Source organism: Yersinia alsatica (genome assembly GCF_902170305.1).
Taxonomy (GTDB): domain Bacteria; phylum Pseudomonadota; class Gammaproteobacteria; order Enterobacterales; family Enterobacteriaceae; genus Yersinia; species Yersinia alsatica.
Window position 1 is genome coordinate 74,277 of sequence record NZ_CABHWW010000039.1, and the last position, 19,543, is coordinate 93,819.

Below are 19,543 nucleotides of genomic sequence, written 5' to 3' on the forward strand. Positions count from 1 at the left end.
CCCGATGGGGCTGATTCGCGTAAAACTGTCAGCCGGATTAATCCCACTCACTACACCATTCACTGGACGATATGTTTCAAGATAACCCGCTGCTGGCGCAGCTAAAACAGCAACTTCACACTCAGACTCCACGCGTCGAAGGCGTCGTAAAAGGGACTGAGAAAGGCTTTGGCTTTCTTGAGGTAGATGGGCAGAAAAGTTACTTTATTCCGCCACCACAGATGAAGAAAGTCATGCACGGCGATCGGATTATTGCCACCTTGCATACCGATAAAGATCGTGAGATTGCTGAGCCGGAAACACTGGTTGAGCCATTTTTATCGCGCTTTGTTGGCCGAGTGCAGAGAAAAGACGACCGCCTATCTATTGTGCCTGACCATCCTCTGTTGCGTGATGCCATCCAATGCCGTCCGGTGCGTGAATTAACCCACGACTTCCAGAATGGTGATTGGGCGGTGGCTGAAATGCGTCGCCATCCATTAAAAGGTGATCGCGTCTTTAATGCTGATCTGACGGCCTTTATCACCAATGGTGAAGATCATTTCGTCCCTTGGTGGGTCACCTTGGCGCGCCATAATCTGGAACGCGAAGCGCCAGTGATGGTTGAGTCATCCCTGCATGATACTGATCTTCAACGTGAAGATTTAACCGCACTTAATTTTGTCACTATTGACAGCGCCAGCACCGAAGACATGGATGATGCGTTGCATGTGGCAGACAAAGGCGACGGTTCCCTGCTGTTGACCATTGCTATCGCCGACCCGACGGCTTATGTCGATGAAAACAGTGAGTTGGATTTAATTGCCCGCAAACGTGCTTTTACCAACTATCTGCCGGGCTTTAATATCCCGATGCTGCCGCGGGATTTATCTGACAATCTCTGCTCATTGCGCCCCAATGAGCGCCGCCCGGTATTGGTGTGCCGCGTGACCATTGCGGCCGATGGCGCGCTGGGTAATGATATTCACTTCTCTGCCGCGTGGGTCGAGTCCAAAGCCAAACTAGTTTATGACGAGGTTTCAGACTGGTTAGAGGGCCAAGGTGACTGGCAACCACAAAATGCCGCTATCGCCGAGCAAATCACCCTGCTGAAACGCGTGTGTGAAGCCCGCAGTAACTGGCGTCAACAGCATGCATTAGTGTTTAAAGACCGCCCTGACTACCGCTTCCTGTTGGGTGAAAAAGGCGAAGTGCTGGATATTATTGTTGAGCATCGCCGCATCGCCAACCGGATTGTTGAAGAGTGCATGATTGCCGCTAACGTCTGCGCAGCCATAGCTCTGCGGGATAATCTCGGTTTTGGCATTTACAACGTGCATACCGGTTTTGATCCGGCGCTGGTTGAGCAAGCAGCCAATGTACTGCAAGCCAATGGGGTGGAAGCTGACCCACAAGCCCTGCTGACATTGCCGGGCTTCTGCGAGTTGCGTCGCCATCTTGATGCCTTACCGACTCAATTCCTCGACAGCCGCATTCGTCGTTTCCAGACTTTCGCTGAAATCAGCACCGTTCCTGGCCCTCATTTCGGTTTGGGGCTTGAAGCTTATGCCACCTGGACATCGCCAATTCGTAAATACGGCGATATGGTTAATCATCGTCTGCTGAAAGCGATTATTACTGGCCAGCAAGCAGAAAAACCGCAGGATGAAATTACGGTGCAATTGGCCGAACGCCGCCGGTTGAATCGTATGGCTGAACGCGATGTCGGTGACTGGTTGTATGCCCGTTATCTCCAGCCGCAAGCTGGGACTGATACGCGCTTCCCAGCAGAGATTATTGACGTAACTCGTGGCGGCCTGCGGGTTCGCTTGCTGGATAACGGCGCGGTGGCCTTTATTCCTGCTCCCTTTATTCATGCAGTGCGTGATGAGATGGTGTGTAGCCAAGAAACTGGCACGGTGCAAATCAAAGGTGAAACGGTTTATAGCCAGAGTGACAAAATTGAAGTGCGAATTGCCGAAGTGCGCATGGAAACCCGTAATGTGGTGGCCCGCCCTGTCATTTGATAGTTAATTGGCAGCAAACTGATAAGCCGTGGTTAACATCCCACGGCTTTTTTATTGCCTTTTTCCATCGCCAATAGACTGCAAGATGCCGGTCACATGTCACAATATGTAAGTAAATGATACTAAGCATGAGTTAAAAACAAATAGCCCATCACATTTCTCACTTCCGCTACTTTTCTTTCACATTAAAGCTCCTATGTTAAATAACCGTTACAGCCTACTTAATTCTACAGGCATCGATAACCGTGAAATCCCCCAACATAACGAAGGAGTCGTTACCCATGAAAAACGTCAAGACTGTCGTCATATGGCTGACCGTGGCGTTAATTGGCGCATTTGCCTTTGCCATGCTAGCCCTGAGCCGGGGTGAGCATGTCAATGCCATCTGGCTAGTGATTGCCTCAGTAGCTTGTTACAGCATCGCTTACCGCTTTTACAGCCTCTTTATTGCCAAGAATGTGTTTGAGTTAGATGATCGGCGGCTTACGCCAGCGGAGCGGCGCAATGACGGGCTGGACTATGTCCCGACCAACAAATGGGTGCTCTTTGGTCACCACTTTGCGGCTATTGCTGGCGCTGGGCCATTAGTTGGGCCCATTTTGGCGGCACAAATGGGCTTCTTGCCCGGCACTATCTGGATTCTGGTTGGGGTGATGATGGCGGGTGCGGTACAGGACTTCCTGATCCTGTTTATCTCTACCCGTCGTGATGGCCGCTCTTTGGGGGAGATGGCGAAACAAGAATTGGGGGCTTTTGCGGGCGTTATCACCATGCTGGGGGCCTTGGGGGTGATGATTATCATCCTGTCCGCACTGGCATTAGTGGTGGTTAAAGCACTGGCCGATAGCCCTTGGGGTCTGTTTACCATTGCCGCTACCATCCCCATCGCCCTGTTTATGGGCGTGTATATGCGTTTTCTGCGCCCGGGTAAAATTGCTGAAGTGTCATTAATTGGTTTTGTGTTAATGATGGCCGCAATTATTTACGGCGGGAATATTGCCGCCCATCCATATTGGGGGCCATTCTTCACCTTGCATGGCACCACATTGACTTGGGTATTGGTTATCTATGGCTTTATTGCTTCAGTATTACCCGTGTGGCTATTGCTGGCGCCGCGCGATTACCTGTCAACCTTCCTAAAGATTGGCGTCATTATTGGTCTGGCGGTGGGCATTGTATTCGCCATGCCAGAGATGAAAATGCCAGCGGTGTCGCGCTTTATTGATGGTAGCGGCCCAGTATTCTCCGGCAGCTTATTCCCGTTCCTGTTTATCACCATCGCCTGTGGCGCGATTTCGGGCTTCCATGCTTTAGTGGCCAGTGGCACCACACCGAAACTGATTGAGCGCGAAAGTCATACGCGCTTTATCGGCTATGGCGCAATGTTGATGGAATCCTTCGTGGCCATCATGGCGTTAATCTGTGCCTCGGTGATTGATCCGGGTGTTTACTTCGCCATGAACTCACCCGCCGCCTTAATTGGTACCACGGTAGAGAGTGCCTCGCTGGCCATCAACAGCTGGGGATTTGTGGTCACACCTGAAATCTTGACCATGATTGCCAAAGATGTGGGCGAAAACTCTATTCTATCTCGTGCTGGCGGTGCGCCAACCTTCGCCGTGGGAATGGCACACATCATCAGTGAAGTCTTTAATAGCCGTAACATGATGGCCTTCTGGTATCACTTTGCCATTCTATTCGAAGCCATGTTTATTCTGACCGCAGTGGATGCCGGTACCCGTGCTTGCCGCTTTATGGTGCAGGATTTGGTGGGCGTGGTAGTGCCGAGTTTGGCGAATAACCGTTCATGGTTTGGTAACTTGTCCGGCACCACCGTAGCAGTTGCTTGCTGGGGCTTCTTTGTTTACCAAGGCGTGGTCGACCCACTGGGCGGGATCAATACCTTGTGGCCGCTATTCGGTATCGGTAACCAGATGCTGGCCTCAATGGCGCTGATTTTAGGTACTGTGGTCCTGTTTAAAATGAAGAAGCAGCGCTATGCTTGGGTAACCATCCTACCAACCATTTGGCTGTTTATTACTTCAATGACGGCAGGCTGGCAGAAGATATTCCATGAAAAACCGAGTATTGGCTTCTTGGCTCAAGCGAAGAAATTCTCTGCGGGTGTCGAGCAAGGGGTGCTAATTGCGCCAGCCAAGAGCATTAAGGACATGGAAACCATTGTGTTTAACAACCAGATCAACGCCGCTTTATGTGCTTTCTTCATGTTGGTGGCGGTGACTATGCTGATTTCATCTTTCTTTGTGGTGCGGCGTGCGCTGAAATCCAGCAAGCCAACCACCCATGAGACGGAAGTTGTGTGGCGTGAGGAGACGGCTCGTGGCTAATGCAGGTATACCGCTGCGTACGCGGCAAACGAATCTTTTACAAAACAAGCAATTGCTTACTGGGCCACGGCAGATTACGCGCTGCATCCCGCTGATTCCGCGGGTCACTCACCCCACCACGCTGCGGGCTTGGGCGCGGTTGATTGCACATCGCGTGGCGCAAAGCTTCCGTTTAATGGTGGGAGTTCAGGATTATGGCAACTATGTTAATCATATGCGCCGCCATCATCCAGAAACACCGCCAATGAGCGAACGGGATTTCCATCGTTATTGTCTCGATGCGCGTTTCCCCAGCAAGGCCGGTAAACTCGGTAAGTGCCCTTGCTAGCATACAGTATTAAATAAGTGACATCGTAACGCCCTGTTGATCGTTAACAGGGCGTTTTCTTAATAGCAGTCCGTGATGATAGCCAATAAAACTAGCTCAGAATGGCGCTACCAAAGGCTCCCTGCCAATCATGCTCAAACTGCTCCACTGCCGCTTTTACTGCCGGTGTGCTGATAAACTGCTCGGCAACATCAACCGGGATAGTCACCGACTGGCAACCGGCCAGCAGGCAATCAAGCACCTGCCGCGGGGTGCGGAAACTGGCAGCCAGCACTTTCGCGCCCGGCGCATGTAAGGTCAGCAGCTGTTGTAGCTCGCGCACCATCGCAATGCCATCCCCGCCCTGAGCATCCAGCCGATTAACGTATGGCGCGACATATTCAGCGCCCGCTAATGCGGATAGCAAACCTTGCCCGGCACCATATACCGCGGTACCTAAGGTCGGAATCGACATAGCTTTCAATTTCTTGATTGCGGCCAAGCCTTCAGCGGTTGCCGGAACTTTTATCACTAAACCGGGGACTCGCTGCGACAACAACACCGCCTCAGAGACCATCAGCTCACTGTCGCTGGCCAACACCTGAGCAAAAAGTTTACCGGTGCCACCCAGCGCATCACGCAGCGCAGGTAACACTTCCCAGATAGGTTTGCCCGCTTTTGCCAAAATACTTGGATTGGTGGTGACGCCCTGCAATGGCAATACACGCGCCAGGCGTTTTACTGCGGCCACATCTGCTGTGTCGAGATAAAGCTCCATAAAAACCTCCGGGATTATTTAAAACGGATAGATTAACCAAGAATCATTAGCCGCAATCATAGACCAGCCATCAAGCAATAATGTGATCCTTATCAAACATCTTTCATTCGAAAGTAAATTACACTTCAAACGAAAGTTTATTTACTCGGCGGGAATGCAATGAACTTAAGACAGCAATCAATTATACAGTTAGTAAATGATCGACAACGCATTAGCGTCAGTGAATTGGCTCAGGCAAATCAGGTTTCTGAAGTGACCATCCGTCAGGATCTCAATCTGTTAGAGAAGCGCGGCTTGCTCAAGCGCGTGCATGGGTCGGCTGTCGCCCTGCAAAGTGATGATGTCGATGTCCGCATGATGAGCCATTTCGCTACCAAGCAGAAACTGGCCAATCATGCCGCCTCGCTGGTTAATGACGGCGAAACTATTTTTATTGAAAGTGGCAGTAGCAACGCCCTGCTGGCCCATAAGCTGGCACAGCGCCCCGGCATTACACTGGTGACGGTGAGTGGCTATATTGCCCGACAGCTAAAAGACTCCGCCTGCGAGGTCATTTTGCTTGGCGGGATTTATCAGAAGAAAAGTGACAGTATGGTCGGCCCATTGACGCAACTCTGTCTGCGTCATGTGCATTTTAGTAAAGCGTTTATCGGCATCGATGGTTACCAGCCCAATGCCGGATTTACCGGACGTGACATGCTGCGAGCCGAGGTTATTAACAGCGTGTTGGCTAAAGGTGCCGAAAATATCATTCTGGCTGATGCATCAAAATTTGGTCAGGTACATCAAAACTCATTGGCTCCGCTGTCGTCCATTAGTCGGGTCATCACGGATAACCGCCTGCCGACAGTTTATCAGCAACAGCTCATTGCCCAAGGAATTCAAGTCGATATCCTCAGCGAATAAGCATTCGTGGCTAAAACAGGCAGCAAAGCAAAACAACAATCTTCGGAGTCACAGCAATGGCAGATATTACTTTCACTCGCGAGCAGACTCAGCGCATGGCGCATAAGATCCAACGCTATATGGAACAAGAACATAACTTTGAATTGGAAGATTTTGATGCGGAGTTTTTATTGCAATTTATCAGCCGTGAGTTAGGTGCTCATTATTACAATCAAGGCGTCAATGATGCGATTGCACAGGTTGAGGCCAAAATGCTGGATATCACGGACTCGATACTATGGCTGGAAAAACCCGTGCAAGACTAAGCCCGGGTTCGCCAGAATAGCCAGACTATTGCCCGTAATAGGCATTTTTCCCGTGTTTACGCAGATAGTGCTTATCCAATAGCTGCGGCTGCATATCCGCTAATTGTGGGTTCAACTGGCGTGAGAAAATCCCCATATAGGCCAGTTCCTCTAATACCACGGCGTTATGTACCGCATTATCAGCACTGCTTCCCCAAGCAAATGGCCCGTGTGAGTTGACTAACACCGCGGGCACATCTTCCGGCTTAATCCCGCGCTCATGGAAGGTTTTGACAATCACATTGCCTGTTTCCCATTCATAACGGCCAGCAATCTCTTCTGCGGTCATCAGGCGGGTACAGGGAATGGTGCCGTAGAAATAATCCGCATGAGTGGTTCCCCAAGCGGGCAAATCCAAACCAGCTTGTGCCCAGATGGTGGCATGGCGCGAATGGGTATGCACAATGCCGCCAATCTGAGGGAAATTAAGGTAAAGCACCCGATGGGTATCAGTATCAGACGAAGGCTTCTTGCTGCCCTCCACCACTTTGCCGCTCTCCAACTCGACCACCACCATGTCATCGACCGTCATCACGTCATATTCCACACCCGACGGTTTAATCACCAACAGACCTGTTTGCCGGTCGACGGCACTGACATTCCCCCAAGTGAAGGTGACCAGATTATGGCGCGGCAGCGCCAGATTAGCGGCTAGCACCTGCTGCTTCAGTTCGTTGAGCATCGTCGTATCCTGAATAACGGAATTTGTCTCATTTTCAGCGCCACGGGTCAGAACCGGTATGGGGGAAATAGCTATAAACTGCGTGCAGATCGGCTGGAAAATGCAGTCTGAGAGATCGACAGATCAAGATGAGGAACTTTGTTTAGTGCGGACAACAGGTTAAAGGGTCAGATAATCCTTAATTTCGCCTTGGCTCGGCCAAATTAAGACTATTTACCTATTAAATGATTCACGGGCATTTATACTGGTTTATATCGGCGACAAAACGAGTTTTTAGCATTAATCGCGAATTTAAATCAAAAAGACGTTTTTTATTCCAAACACTAACACAAGAAGACCTCGGCTAAAATTGATTCAATGCCTATACTTAGTAAGGTAAGTTCAATGTGATACGTATGGATTAGGATATATAGACTGAATGAATGTTTCCTGCTCTATCCGTATTAAGCCAACGTCAGGAGAATTATTATGATGATCACTAAACGATTTGCCACTGCTGCATTGGCCCTCACCCTGGCCTTATCGTTATCCGCATGTTCTAACATGTCCAAACGCGACCGTAATACTGCCATTGGTGCCGGTGCCGGTGCCGTAGGTGGTGCCGTGCTGACAGGGAGTACGCTGGGGACATTAGGTGGGGCGGCGATTGGTGGGGTTATTGGTCATCAGGTCGGCAAATAACGTTTATCCTTCGTTCTTGGCGCTGTAGCTTTGTTGGCCGCACTTATTTACCCGAATCACTGACACAAGTCAGCTCATCGGGATTCATTCGTTTGCCGCCTTGCTACAGCACCAATAACTTTGGATAGTATCTTTCGTACTTGACGCTGTAGCTTTGTTGGCCGCACTCATTTACCCGAATCACTGACACAAGTCAGCTCATCGGATTATGAGCCCTTAATAAGGCTCACCCTTCGGGCCAACGCAAGCGTTGTTCAAATCGGTTTACAACCCATTTGTCATTCGTTTGCCGCCTTGCTACAACACCAATAACTTTGGCTAATATATTTCGTTCTTGACGCTGTGTTTTGTTGGCCGCACTCATTTACTCGGTCTATGCATGGCGCTGATGACTGTGGATAATATGCTAGCAAAGCTCAAGGGTGGGAAATGTGCCAACGACCATCGGTACCGTTATCCCACCCGCTTCTGAGCAACAAATTAGCGTGTTATATCAACCACCCGCTAATTTAACTTTCATCCCTTTGGCTTCCAAAAGTTGTTTCAACAGATCGCGTTTATCGCCCTGAATTTCGATAACGCCGTCTTTTACTGACCCGCCGCAACCGCATTTCTTCTTCAGCTCCGCGCCGAGCTTCTCCAGCATTTCATCACTGCCATCAATACCTGTAATCAGACTCACACCCTTTCCTTTACGGCCACTGGTTTGGCGCTGGATACGAACCACCCCATCACCTTTAGGACGTTCAGGTTTTACCTCTGGTTCATTGATACGACCAGTGTCTGTTGAATAAACCAGGCGGCTATTATCATTACTCATTATGCGACCTTACTCAGTGATGCCAGAATTTCACTCAGTGTTTTCTCCGGATCTGGTGATAAGGTGATCGGACGCCCTATTACCATATAATCGACACCAACCGCGATGGCCTGCTCTGGCGTCATAATCCGGCGCTGATCACCGGCATCACTGCCCTGTGGGCGAATACCCGGCGTCACCAATTTAAAATCGGTGCCACAGACTTGTTTCAAACGCACCGCTTCATGGGCAGAACACACCACACCATCCAAGCCGCAATCCCAGGTTAATTTCGCCAGCCGCTCCGCATGTTCCGCTGGGCTGATAGTAATGCCGATATCACGTAAATCTTCACTGTCCATACTGGTTAATACCGTCACAGCAATCAGTAATGGTGCTTGTGGTCCAAAAGGCAATAAAGCCTCTTTTGCCGCGGTCATCATCCGGGCACCGCCACTGGCATGAACATTCACCATCCATACGCCGAGATCGGCGGCGGCGGCAACAGCATGAGCCGTGGTATTAGGAATATCGTGAAATTTCAGGTCGAGGAAGATTTCAAAGCCGCGCTGTTGCAAGTCACGGACAAACTGTGGGCCATATAAGGTAAACATCTCTTTGCCCACTTTTAACCGGCAATCTTGCGGATTAACACGATCCGCAAAGGCTAACGCCGCGTCTTTATTGGCATAATCCAGAGCAACAACGATCGGAGAAGATATTGAGCCACTGTTATTAGTGTTAGTTGCAGACGTCATTTTTAAGCCTTTTTCAGTCAGTTAGTCATGATAACGCTGACATTCTACAGGGTACCTCACTGAAATTACAGCTATCAGCCCGCGCGGTGTTTACCCTTTGTTCAACATGAATTGATGGTGAGAGTCAGTTTGCGTCAATAATACGCCGCCTCCATACCCACCATTAAGTAAAATAGTTTCAAGAAGCGTAAATTATCAATCAAAATATTTGATTAAAACAGTCAACTGTTTGTGATTTTCATTCAACAGCAATGCTATATCATTCACTCCATCGCAAGACATTGACTGTCTACTAATGATTTAAATAAACTTTATTTAATCAAATAATAAACAAAAAATTGGAGTTTCACATGAAAAGCATCAAATACATCGCCCCGGCATTAGTGCTCTCTTTAGCCTCATTTGCCAGTGTTGCTGCAACACAAATCCAGCATACTCCATCAACTGGACTGAATGAAATTGGCGTTATTACTGCCAGTAATGCCAGCACTCTGACTGATTTGGAAAATATACTGGCAGAGAAAGCTGCAGCGGCGGGGGCTAAATCTTTCCTTATTACTTCTGCTGGGGGGAATAACAAGCTACACGGCACCGCGGTTATTTATCGCTAAGTCGGTTTCCCCTCAGGTTAAGTCTGTGTCGCAGCATAAAAGAGCGCTTTGGCGCTCTTTTTGCACATTCTAATGTGAATTTTTTGTGACAGTTGTGTTATCCCCTAGACAGTTCACCTTCCCTCGCTTAGCTTGGTATTTTCCCCTAAGTTGAAGGTTATATGATGAGCGAAATATCTACCTTAACCATTAAAATCCCTCTGGAATTAAAAGAGAAAATCAAAGCAGCCGCCTTAGAAAAACAGTTTTCTCTCAGTACCGAAGTCTGCGAAAGATTAGAAAAAAGCTTTGAAGTTGATGTTAAAAATAGTAAGGGCGGCCGTAAAGATGCCAAATTACATCACAGTGAGATTGATAACCAAGGTGTCGAAGAGATTTCAGAACAGCCGTTAAGCCAGAAAGAATTGAAGAAACTGCGGCAATTATTGAAAGCGCCGCAGAAGAAAAAATAGCGCCTAATTTCCTTATCTACTCCAATCGGGTGATTCACTTCACCCGATGACGCTTTGCTCCCAGCAGCCATTACTGCCCATCCAATCCTCTGATCGGTTTAACCGACGCCCAGGCCCGGCAAGATGGGCAATGCCAGTAGAGGGAATGTGCGGTAAAACCACACTTGTGGCAGCGGTAACGCGGTTTGGTGCGGATTTGCTCCCCAACCATGTCACGTAGCAACAGCAAGCTCTCTTTCGCGCGCCCTTCCTCTGCATCAGCCAAGTGATAATCCATCAAACGATAGAAAACACGCATAGTTGGATGACGTTGCAACTGGCGGTTAATATAGGTTTGCGCCACATCACGGCCTTCATGCTGCTCAAGAATTTCCGCCAGCATCAACTCGGCCGTAGCACCGGTATTATCCTCAACACAGCGCTTCAGGAAATTAGCCCAAGCCTCGGGTTGTTGTAGATGCTGGTAACACTCACTCAGCATAGGTAGTGCTTCACTTACAATTTCTTTATCTTGCTCCAGCACCCGCTCCAGAGCTTCAACGCCCTTAGCATATTCACCCTTGGCGAGATATAACCGGCCTTGCATGATAGAAACTCTGGCGCACTGTTTATCAGCAGAGGCGGCTTTTTTCAGCAACCCCATGGCCTTATCCAGATCATCACTCCCCATAGCTTGCAGCGCGAGTTCGCAATAAAAATGGGCAATTTCCAATCGCTGGTTATCTTTACCCATTTTGACCAGTTTTTCAGCCACTTCGATGGCATTGTTCCAGTCACTGGTGGCCTGATAAATGATTAATAATTGCTGCAATGCACCCAGTCGGAAATCTTGTTCCTCAACCAATTGGTTGAACATATCTTCTGCACGATCATATAAACCCGCCGCCATATAATCACGGCCCAGTTGCTGAATCGCCAGTAACCGCTGTTCAAATGTCAATGAAGCGCTTTCCATCAAGGCCTGATGGATGCGGATAGCGCGGTCAACTTCACCACGGGAGCGGAACAAATTGCCTAACGTCAGATGTGCTTCAACGGCTGAACTGTCTTCTTTTAGCATTTCAAGAAACAGATCAACCGCTTTGTCCTGCTGATTGGAGAGAAGGAAGTTAACCCCGGCTACATATTCACGAGACAGGCGGTTAGCATCCTGCTGCTTATCCTGCTGAGCACTTCTACGCCCCATATACCAACCATAGGCGGCAGCGACCGGTAACAGCAGAAACAGCATTTCTAACATAGAAAATTATTCCTTGCTGACAGCAGGTGCGGATGCAGTAACACTGGGTTCAGTTGACGGTGCAAGCTGTGCTTCAAGACGTTTAATTTTCCGCTCTGCGCGACCCAACAAAATTCGAACCCGCAGATAAAAAAGCCCGCAAATAACCCATCCCAGCACCAAGCCTGCCGCAAAAAGCGTTGCCAATAACGTCGATACCCGATATTCGCCCTGAGCCAATAAATAATTAAAGGTAACGACCTGATCGTTATTTGCCCCCAGCGTGACTGAAATCACGAAAATCACCAGCACTAACAAAAAAATCAGCAAATATTTCACGTTTTTTCCTAAAGGCCGAATCAACCTGATGAATTATGCCAAAAATGTGGCGTCCTTACTTATTAAATTAGCACTTCCTCACCCAGCAAAGAAACCCTGCACCAAGATAAAGCGCCGAAGCGGTGCTCAATAGGCATTATTTTAAGCAACTTAACTGAGAATAATAACTAATCGCTTAATTTTCCCCATGCTCACGGTTTTCGATTTCCTGCTGTTCTTGCGGCACAATAGTTAATGGGCCAAACCAACGCTGTACCAAACTGCATACAATCGCGACTAATAAAGCACTAATAAGGGTTGCTGCCATCAGATCCCGCGGCCAATGCATTCCTAACACCAGGCGGCTCATCATGACACCTTGCGCCCATAACATCAGCAAAATTACCGTTTTATAGTGCCGCCGTGGCCATAATAATCCCACCGCCAATAATGCCCAACTGGCAGCAAAAACCGTATGCCCGGACGGAAAGGCAAAACCGGTTTCAAATTGCCAATGGTTACTCAACCACGGCGGAATAATAGATTGGTTTTGTAGTTGCTGCTTCACTAACTCACTACGCTCAGCGCGCGGTAACGAATAGAAAAACCGATTATCAATATGATGCTCAGCTTCAAGCCACACCACGAATGGCCGTGGCTCCTGCACATGTTCTTTGATCAACGATTTGAGGCCTTGCCCCAGCACAATCGCCATACTCAGAATCACCAACAACCCCACCGCAGGTTTGATTCGAAAGCGCAGACACCATAAGAACCAGCCGCTTAGCAATACGCTGGTAATGATCCCCCAAGGGGCGGTGACTGTTTCGGTCAGCCAAAAAAGGCCTTTTAGCCAGCCAACATTGTTACCGGGTTGCCACTGCCAGCCGGAAAGCCAGATAGCAAAGGTTGGCAGCAGCAAAATAAGTGCTCCCACAGTGATTCGTTTTGCTATATTCCACATCTGAGATCCTTTCTTTCTGGCGATATCCACAACAGATTATCCATGGTGATTACACTAATTGCAGTTATAGCCATTACACATCAATTACGCTATCCATTGATAACATAAATAAATTTTTGTCATTGCCGAAATAAATCCCAGCCAGACATTCACTCTTACCTTCTTGCTGCTTTGTTGAACAGCAGTGAGTCAAAAGTTATGGCAATATAGCTAATAATGATCGCAGAGAAACTTTTTATTTAACCTTATACCCCAATATAGAGGGTATGACGGGCATTCACGGTAGGATGTGCAACAACCTTCCTAAGGGTCTGAAGTTATAATATGAACAGCAAGATGCAGCTAAAACGTGTAGCAGAAGCCAAATTACCTACTCCTTGGGGTGATTTTCTGATGGTCGGTTTTGAAGAACTGGCCACAGGTCATGACCATCTGGCCTTAATATTTGGTGATATCAACGGAGAAGAGCCAGTGCTATCCCGTGTTCATTCCGAGTGCCTGACGGGTGACGCTTTATTTAGTCTGCGTTGTGATTGTGGTTTTCAGTTAGAAGCCGCGCTGGCACACATTGCTGAAGAAGGCCGTGGTGTGCTGATATACCATCGTCAGGAAGGCCGTAATATTGGTTTGCTGAATAAGATTCGAGCCTATGCTTTGCAGGATCTTGGGGCCGATACCGTTGAAGCCAATCACCAACTCGGTTTTGCCGCTGATGAGCGCGATTTTACCCTGTGTTCTGATATGTACAAATTACTCGGTGTCAAAGCCGTGCGCTTGCTGACCAACAACCCGAAAAAGGTTGAGATCCTGTCACAGGCCGGGATTAACATCGTCGAACGTGTTCCGCTGATTGTTGGCCAGAACCCGAAGAATGAGCATTATATGGCGACCAAAGCCGCTAAAATGGGTCATTTATTGACTAAATAGCCCACTACTCTCGGGGTTTAGGAAAGACTATTTCCAAACAGTATTAGGGTGGCTTTGCAGCCACCCTTTTTATTTACTACATATCTATTCGTTGAAAAGTGACACCGTCACTCATCACTGTGGCTATTACAACATTTTGCGGATCACATAATGCAAAATGCCGCCGTTTTCGAAGTAAACCAATTCATTACCTGTATCTATACGGCAGCGAGTATTGACCGTTTGTTGGCGTCCGTCAGCATAGGTTATTATCACTGCCACAGTCTGCCCCGGGGCCAAACGCTGTAAGCCACTGACGCTTATCGCTTCATCGCCGGTCAAACCTAACGTTTTGCGGTCTACGCCCGCTGGAAATTCCAGAGGCAGAATCCCCATGCCGATTAAATTTGAGCGATGAATACGTTCGAATGATTCAGCAATCACCACTCTTACCCCTAATAATCGTGGCCCTTTTGCGGCCCAGTCGCGGCTGGAACCGGAACCATACTCTTTACCGGCAATCACCGCCAATGGCACATTTTCCTGCTGATAGCGCATCGCCGCATCATAAATAGGCATTTCATTTTGCGATGGAATATGTCGAGTGATGCCCCCTTCAACTCCGGGCACCATTTCGTTACGAATGCGAATATTAGCGAAAGTGCCGCGCATCATAACTTCATGGTTACCCCGGCGGGAACCGTAAGAGTTGAACTCCTTAATTTCAACCCCGCGATCGCGCAAATAGCGACCAGCCGGGCTGTCCAGTTTGATATTACCGGCGGGTGAAATATGGTCGGTGGTCACTGAGTCGGCCAAAATTGCCAGAATACGGGCATGGTGAATATCCTGAACCGGGTCAGGTAACGCTTTCATATCACTAAAGAAAGGTGGCAAACGGATATAAGTAGAATCGCTCTGCCAGTCATAGGTCGGTGTGCTCTCCACCTGAATGGCCTGCCAATCTTCATCACCATCAAACACTGCGGCATATTCCTTGCGGAACATATCGGTTTTAACTTCTTCAACCGCTTTGGCAATCTCGAGCCCGGTTGGCCAGATATCTTTTAGATAAACCGGATGGCCATCAGGGTCATTACCCAGCGGGTCTTGGGCAAGATTGACATTCATGTTCCCAGCCAGGGCATAAGCCACCACCAGCGGCGGTGATGCCAACCAGTTAGTTTTGACTAATGGATGGATGCGCCCTTCAAAGTTGCGGTTACCGGAGAGCACCGCTCCCACCGTTAAGTCCCCTTCTTTGATGGCTTTTTCTATTGAGTCCGGTAATGGGCCAGAGTTACCTATACAGGTCGTACAGCCGTAACCCACCAAGTTGAAGCCTAAACGGTCAAGATAGGGGGTTAAGCCCGCCGAATTGAGATATTCAGTGACCACTTTAGAGCCGGGAGCCAGTGAAGTTTTCACCCAAGGTTTGGTTTTCAGGCCTTTTTCTGAGGCTTTTTTCGCTAACAGTCCCGCAGCCATCAACACGCTAGGGTTCGATGTATTGGTACATGAGGTAATGGCGGCGATGACAACCGCACCATGCTGTAGTTCGTGGGTTTCGCCGTCAAGAGTGAAGGCGACGTGGCTGACTTTGTCTTTTTTACTGTTAACTTCCAACTGTTCAAAAGCATTAAATGCGAGGGGAACTTTAGCTAATGCGACCCGGTCTTGTGGGCGTTTCGGCCCAGCCAGACTGGCCTCTACCGTGCTCAAATCCAGTGATAGCTGGCTGGTAAACACCGGCTCATCCCCCGCATGACGCCATAGTCCTTGTGCTTTACTGTAGGCCTCAACCAAGGCTATCTGCTCATCACTGCGGCCACTTAAGCGCATATAGCCCAGAGTGACATCATCTACCGGGAAGAAGCCGCAAGTTGCGCCGTACTCCGGTGACATATTGGCGATAGTGGCACGATCTGCCAGCGGCAAATCCGCCAATCCATCACCATAAAACTCAACAAATTTGCCGACTACGCCGTGCTTTCTCAGCATCTGCGTGACCGTCAATACCAAATCAGTGGCGGTGATCCCTTCGCGCATTTTGCCCGTCATTTTGAAGCCGACCACATCAGGGATAAGCATGGAGACCGGCTGGCCCAACATCGCCGCCTCAGCTTCAATCCCACCGACACCCCAGCCCAGAATCCCCAAGCCATTAATCATAGTGGTGTGGGAATCGGTACCCACTAAGGTATCCGGATAAGCGACCTGCTTGCCGCCCTGCTGCTCATGCCATACGGTTTGCCCCAGATACTCCAGGTTAACCTGATGGCAAATCCCGGTACCCGGTGGGACCACGCGAAAACGGCTAAAGGCTTTCTGCCCCCAGCGCAGGAAAATATAGCGCTCGTGGTTGCGCTCCATTTCTAAGCGGACGTTTTCACCAAATGCCGCTTTATCGCCAAACTCGTCAACAGTTACTGAGTGGTCGATAACCAAATCTACTGGAGACAATGGGTTAACCTGTGCAACGTCGCCACCCAGACGTTTGACCGCCTCGCGCATTGCCGCCAAATCCACGACTGCCGGTACCCCGGTAAAATCCTGCATTAATACCCGAGCGGGACGGTAGGCAATCTCTTTATCGGCATGACCGGTTTGTTGCCAGTCGACGATGGCTTTAAGGTCTTCTTCCTGAACTTGCTCACCATCCAGATGACGCAGTAAGTTTTCCAACAACACTTTCAGTGATTTCGGTAGTCGGTCGATATCCCCCAGCACTGCCGCTAATTGCGGCAAGCTGTAGTAGTGATATTCATGGTTAAGGGCGACCAACTTAGCCATACTCGTTTTTCGCAGATCCAACGACATAGCGCCTCCATTGTTTCTTATAAGTGCTCTAAACAACATTCATCTCAACAAGGCTATTCCCTTGAAATTATGAGGTCTAGATTAAATATAACACAAAGAAACATTAACATTTTGGCAACAATGGCGATTACTGGCAGCGATAGGTGCAAACGATGATAAGCACTCAGGGCCTGATCAAATTCTGCTACAAATTTTGACTTCCTTTAATTATCTCTCAAGCCCCCTTTCGTCATTTCTCTCATTTCCTTAAAGTTACTGGATAATTCTTTTTCAAGTCGCTCTATTTTCTCTATTAAATTTGCTATATCTTTATTCGAAGCAGCCATATCAGTTTCTTTAATTTTATTCATAGTGTTGGTATATTTTTTCTGTAATAAGGTTTGATACTCAGGATCACCGGTCGTATACTCATTTTTATTTATTCCTTTCGAACTGGCGATATCAACAGTATCTTCCTTTAAGTTGGGTGCAGTATACTCATTTTTATTTATTCCCTGCGAACCGACGCCATCAACAATATCTTCTTTTAAGTTAGGCGCTATATACTTCATATCTATCGTGTTAGAGGATGAGGAAAGTAGGTTTGAGAAAAAATCGCATATTTTATCCCACAAACTTCTTAGATCAAATATGGAACTCAACTCATCACTACAGCCGTAAAATTTAATATTTAACACATTATCTTTTGTTAATATCTCACCGTCAGGTTTAAATTTAACGATCAAATCCACTCTAACAAAAGGTTCATCACCTTGATATATCTCATGTATTTTTTTTATTGTTCCGTCGGGATTACATTCAGCATACTTATCATATTGTAGGGTATGGTGCATGACCAGATTATTTTTGGCATCAAAATCAAAATTCATTGTACTCACACTTGGATGCATAGGATAAAACTTTAACTTATTAACTTCAAATAATTCATGAAGTTGCTTATTAACTGCCTTATCAATTATTGAGTTTTCTCTCTGTTGAGTAATTAATTTACCTAATTTAGTCGTTAACTTATCAGCTATGGCATCATTTTCTTTTTGTAGATAACTATCTTTTATCGACATGAAATTTTCAGCGGAAACTGAAGGCTTTTTTATATCCATATTCTCTTGCGTGAATTGAATAGCACTTAACTTACTCGATGGTGGGTTGTTTTCTCTTGGTGAATAAATATGATTTATCGATATAAATTTCTCGGCAGAAATTGAGATTTCTTTTATATTCTGATGTTCCTGTTGGAATTTAATAATTGGGGAAGGAGGTGCATCCCCTCTATCCAATTTCATTATGTATTCATGATTGCCTTGATTTATATACGCAGGGAGTAACCTTGTCGTTATGCTGTCCATTGCTGTTCTCCAATTACCATTGAATATAGCCTCTATTGGTTTAACTCAACTCTAACCAATAGTCATAGACATCACTATAGATAAAACAAGATTAGCTGGCTTTCAATTTTTAACTAAATAAATAAAAAACCACCTAAAATAAGGTGGCTTAAATTATTAGTGCAGAAGAATTATTTCGTTGGCAATTTAATATCCTTAAACATCGCCTCAATATCATCATTCGAACGCAGAGCCACTGCTTTATCCACTACATCACGCGTTAAATGCGGTGCAAAGCGCAGAATAAAATCATACATATAACTGCGCAGGAAGGTACTGCGACGGAAACCAATTTTGGTGGTGCTATAAGTAAAGATATCTCGTGCGTCAACGGTCACTAAATCAGGATCTTGAATCGGGTCAACCGCCATGCTGGCGATAACCCCCACCCCCAACCCTAATCTCACGTAGGTTTTAATCACATCGGCGTCAGTGGCGGTAAAAACAATTCGCGGTGTCAGACCGGCGCGATTAAACGCCATATCCAGCTCAGAGCGCCCGGTAAAACCAAAGGTATAGGTCACTATAGGATAGGCGGCCAGCTCTTCAATACTGACATGCGCTTTGCCCGCTAAAGGATGATCGGGTTTCACAACCACCGCACGATTCCAGTGATAGCACGGCAGCATAATCAGGTCGTCGTACAGATGAAGCGCTTCTGTCGCAATGGCGAAATCAGCACTCCCCTTGGAAACTGCTTCAGCAATTTGTGTTGGTGACCCTTGATGCATATGCAAGGAAACACGCGGGTAGCGCTCGATAAAACCTTTAATCACATTAGGCAGCGCGTAACGTGCTTGAGTATGGGTTGTCGCCACATACAAAGAGCCTTTATCAGGATAAGTGTGCTCACCGGCAACCGCTTTGATGGCATCAACTTTGGATAATACTTCACGGGCGATACGGATGATTTCCAGCCCTGCGGGGGTTACCTGTGTAAGATGTTTACCACTACGGGCAAAAATCTGGATACCCAGCTCATCTTCCAGCATTCGCACCTGTTTACTGATCCCGGGTTGCGAGGTGTAGAGGCCTTCAGCGGTAGATGATACGTTAAGGTTATGGTTAACCACCTCAACAATATAGCGGAGCTGCTGCAATTTCATATCTATACCATCCTAGGTTAAACACTGCGGGGAAACCCACAGTTTGGTATATCGGTATCACCCGGTATGCCGAGAAGTTATTAACTGAAACCCATAACTGCATGATGCCAAAGTGGTCAGTATTGACCTTATAATAACATTCGGTGATAAAAA

Annotated in this window: 19 protein-coding genes; 9 read left to right on the forward strand and 10 right to left on the reverse strand. The window is 47.6% G+C overall.

Annotation, left to right across the window (positions count from 1 at the left end; all coding sequences use genetic code 11):
* Positions 1 to 71 precede the first annotated feature (71 nt).
* The 3 genes from FTA96_RS22785 to FTA96_RS22795 all read left to right on the forward strand — a co-directional run bounded on the left by FTA96_RS22785 (position 72) and on the right by FTA96_RS22795 (position 4,682).
* Positions 72 to 2,006, forward strand: coding sequence for an exoribonuclease II (locus FTA96_RS22785; RefSeq protein ID WP_145574970.1), 1,935 nt, complete (start codon positions 72 to 74; stop codon positions 2,004 to 2,006).
* A gap of 281 nt (positions 2,007 to 2,287) precedes the next feature.
* Positions 2,288 to 4,354, forward strand: a complete 2,067-nt coding sequence (locus FTA96_RS22790) for a carbon starvation CstA family protein (protein WP_050106916.1) — start codon at positions 2,288 to 2,290, stop codon at positions 4,352 to 4,354.
* Positions 4,347 to 4,682, forward strand: a complete 336-nt coding sequence (locus FTA96_RS22795) for a YbdD/YjiX family protein (protein WP_050318379.1) — start codon at positions 4,347 to 4,349, stop codon at positions 4,680 to 4,682. Before FTA96_RS22790 ends, FTA96_RS22795 begins: the two co-directional genes overlap by 8 nt.
* A gap of 91 nt (positions 4,683 to 4,773) precedes the next feature.
* Here FTA96_RS22795 and fsa read toward each other — a convergent pair whose 3' ends face one another.
* Positions 4,774 to 5,439 (reverse strand): fructose-6-phosphate aldolase, encoded by a 666-nt coding sequence (gene fsa / locus FTA96_RS22800; RefSeq protein WP_050101284.1) that lies wholly within the window; start codon positions 5,437 to 5,439, stop codon positions 4,774 to 4,776.
* 159 nt (positions 5,440 to 5,598) lie between these two features.
* Here fsa and FTA96_RS22805 point away from each other — a divergent pair, with 159 nt between their 5' ends.
* Positions 5,599 to 6,345 (forward strand): DeoR/GlpR family DNA-binding transcription regulator, encoded by a 747-nt coding sequence (locus FTA96_RS22805; RefSeq protein WP_050134410.1) that lies wholly within the window; start codon positions 5,599 to 5,601, stop codon positions 6,343 to 6,345.
* Between the two features lie 56 nt (positions 6,346 to 6,401).
* The gene (locus tag FTA96_RS22810) at positions 6,402 to 6,650 is read left to right on the forward strand and encodes a DUF2164 domain-containing protein (RefSeq protein WP_050106913.1); all 249 of its coding nucleotides are present in this window, start codon (positions 6,402 to 6,404) and stop codon (positions 6,648 to 6,650) included.
* A gap of 25 nt (positions 6,651 to 6,675) precedes the next feature.
* Here FTA96_RS22810 and araD read toward each other — a convergent pair whose 3' ends face one another.
* Positions 6,676 to 7,371: an L-ribulose-5-phosphate 4-epimerase gene (gene araD / locus FTA96_RS22815; protein WP_145574973.1), complete on the reverse strand. Its 696-nt coding sequence runs from the start codon at positions 7,369 to 7,371 to the stop codon at positions 6,676 to 6,678.
* 468 nt (positions 7,372 to 7,839) lie between these two features.
* Between araD and osmB the strand changes: the two genes are divergently transcribed.
* Complete coding sequence (gene osmB, locus FTA96_RS22820; protein WP_049648519.1) at positions 7,840 to 8,052, forward strand: osmotically-inducible lipoprotein OsmB; 213 nt, start codon at positions 7,840 to 7,842, stop codon at positions 8,050 to 8,052.
* Positions 8,053 to 8,545: 493 nt separating this feature from the next.
* Here osmB and yciH read toward each other — a convergent pair whose 3' ends face one another.
* Together yciH and pyrF are read right to left on the reverse strand one after the other, a co-directional pair.
* The gene (yciH, locus tag FTA96_RS22825) at positions 8,546 to 8,872 is read right to left on the reverse strand and encodes a stress response translation initiation inhibitor YciH (RefSeq protein ID WP_050121371.1); all 327 of its coding nucleotides are present in this window, start codon (positions 8,870 to 8,872) and stop codon (positions 8,546 to 8,548) included.
* Positions 8,872 to 9,609 (reverse strand): orotidine-5'-phosphate decarboxylase, encoded by a 738-nt coding sequence (gene pyrF / locus FTA96_RS22830; protein WP_050106910.1) that lies wholly within the window; start codon positions 9,607 to 9,609, stop codon positions 8,872 to 8,874. The genes yciH and pyrF overlap by 1 nt, the downstream gene beginning before the upstream one ends.
* A 350-nt stretch (positions 9,610 to 9,959) precedes the next feature.
* Between pyrF and bhsA the strand changes: the two genes are divergently transcribed.
* A complete protein-coding gene (bhsA, locus tag FTA96_RS22835) occupies positions 9,960 to 10,220 on the forward strand; it encodes a multiple stress resistance protein BhsA (RefSeq protein WP_050106909.1) in 261 nt (86 codons plus the stop codon).
* Positions 10,221 to 10,384: 164 nt separating this feature from the next.
* On the forward strand, positions 10,385 to 10,672 hold the full coding sequence (locus tag FTA96_RS22840) for a hypothetical protein (RefSeq protein WP_050134408.1): 288 nt from the start codon (positions 10,385 to 10,387) through the stop codon (positions 10,670 to 10,672).
* Between the two features lie 70 nt (positions 10,673 to 10,742).
* On the opposite strand, the gene lapB is transcribed toward FTA96_RS22840, so the two are convergent.
* From lapB to pgpB, 3 genes are all read right to left on the reverse strand, one after another.
* A complete protein-coding gene (lapB, locus tag FTA96_RS22845) occupies positions 10,743 to 11,912 on the reverse strand; it encodes a lipopolysaccharide assembly protein LapB (protein ID WP_050121374.1) in 1,170 nt (389 codons plus the stop codon).
* A gap of 6 nt (positions 11,913 to 11,918) precedes the next feature.
* A complete protein-coding gene (locus FTA96_RS22850) occupies positions 11,919 to 12,230 on the reverse strand; it encodes a LapA family protein (RefSeq protein WP_050106906.1) in 312 nt (103 codons plus the stop codon).
* A gap of 175 nt (positions 12,231 to 12,405) precedes the next feature.
* The gene (gene pgpB, locus FTA96_RS22855; RefSeq protein WP_050121375.1) at positions 12,406 to 13,173 is read right to left on the reverse strand and encodes a phosphatidylglycerophosphatase B; all 768 of its coding nucleotides are present in this window, start codon (positions 13,171 to 13,173) and stop codon (positions 12,406 to 12,408) included.
* A 336-nt stretch (positions 13,174 to 13,509) separates the two neighbouring features.
* Here pgpB and ribA point away from each other — a divergent pair, with 336 nt between their 5' ends.
* Complete coding sequence (gene ribA / locus FTA96_RS22860) at positions 13,510 to 14,100, forward strand: GTP cyclohydrolase II (protein WP_050145950.1); 591 nt, start codon at positions 13,510 to 13,512, stop codon at positions 14,098 to 14,100.
* A 126-nt stretch (positions 14,101 to 14,226) separates the two neighbouring features.
* Here the strand turns inward: ribA and acnA are convergent, their stop codons facing one another.
* The 3 genes from acnA to cysB form a co-directional block, all read right to left on the reverse strand.
* Positions 14,227 to 16,899: an aconitate hydratase AcnA gene (gene acnA, locus FTA96_RS22865; protein ID WP_050106904.1), complete on the reverse strand. Its 2,673-nt coding sequence runs from the start codon at positions 16,897 to 16,899 to the stop codon at positions 14,227 to 14,229.
* A gap of 203 nt (positions 16,900 to 17,102) precedes the next feature.
* Positions 17,103 to 18,245: a hypothetical protein gene (locus FTA96_RS22870; protein ID WP_145574976.1), complete on the reverse strand. Its 1,143-nt coding sequence runs from the start codon at positions 18,243 to 18,245 to the stop codon at positions 17,103 to 17,105.
* A 170-nt stretch (positions 18,246 to 18,415) separates the two neighbouring features.
* Positions 18,416 to 19,390, reverse strand: a complete 975-nt coding sequence (gene cysB, locus FTA96_RS22875; RefSeq protein WP_050106902.1) for an HTH-type transcriptional regulator CysB — start codon at positions 19,388 to 19,390, stop codon at positions 18,416 to 18,418.
* Positions 19,391 to 19,543 lie beyond the last annotated feature (153 nt).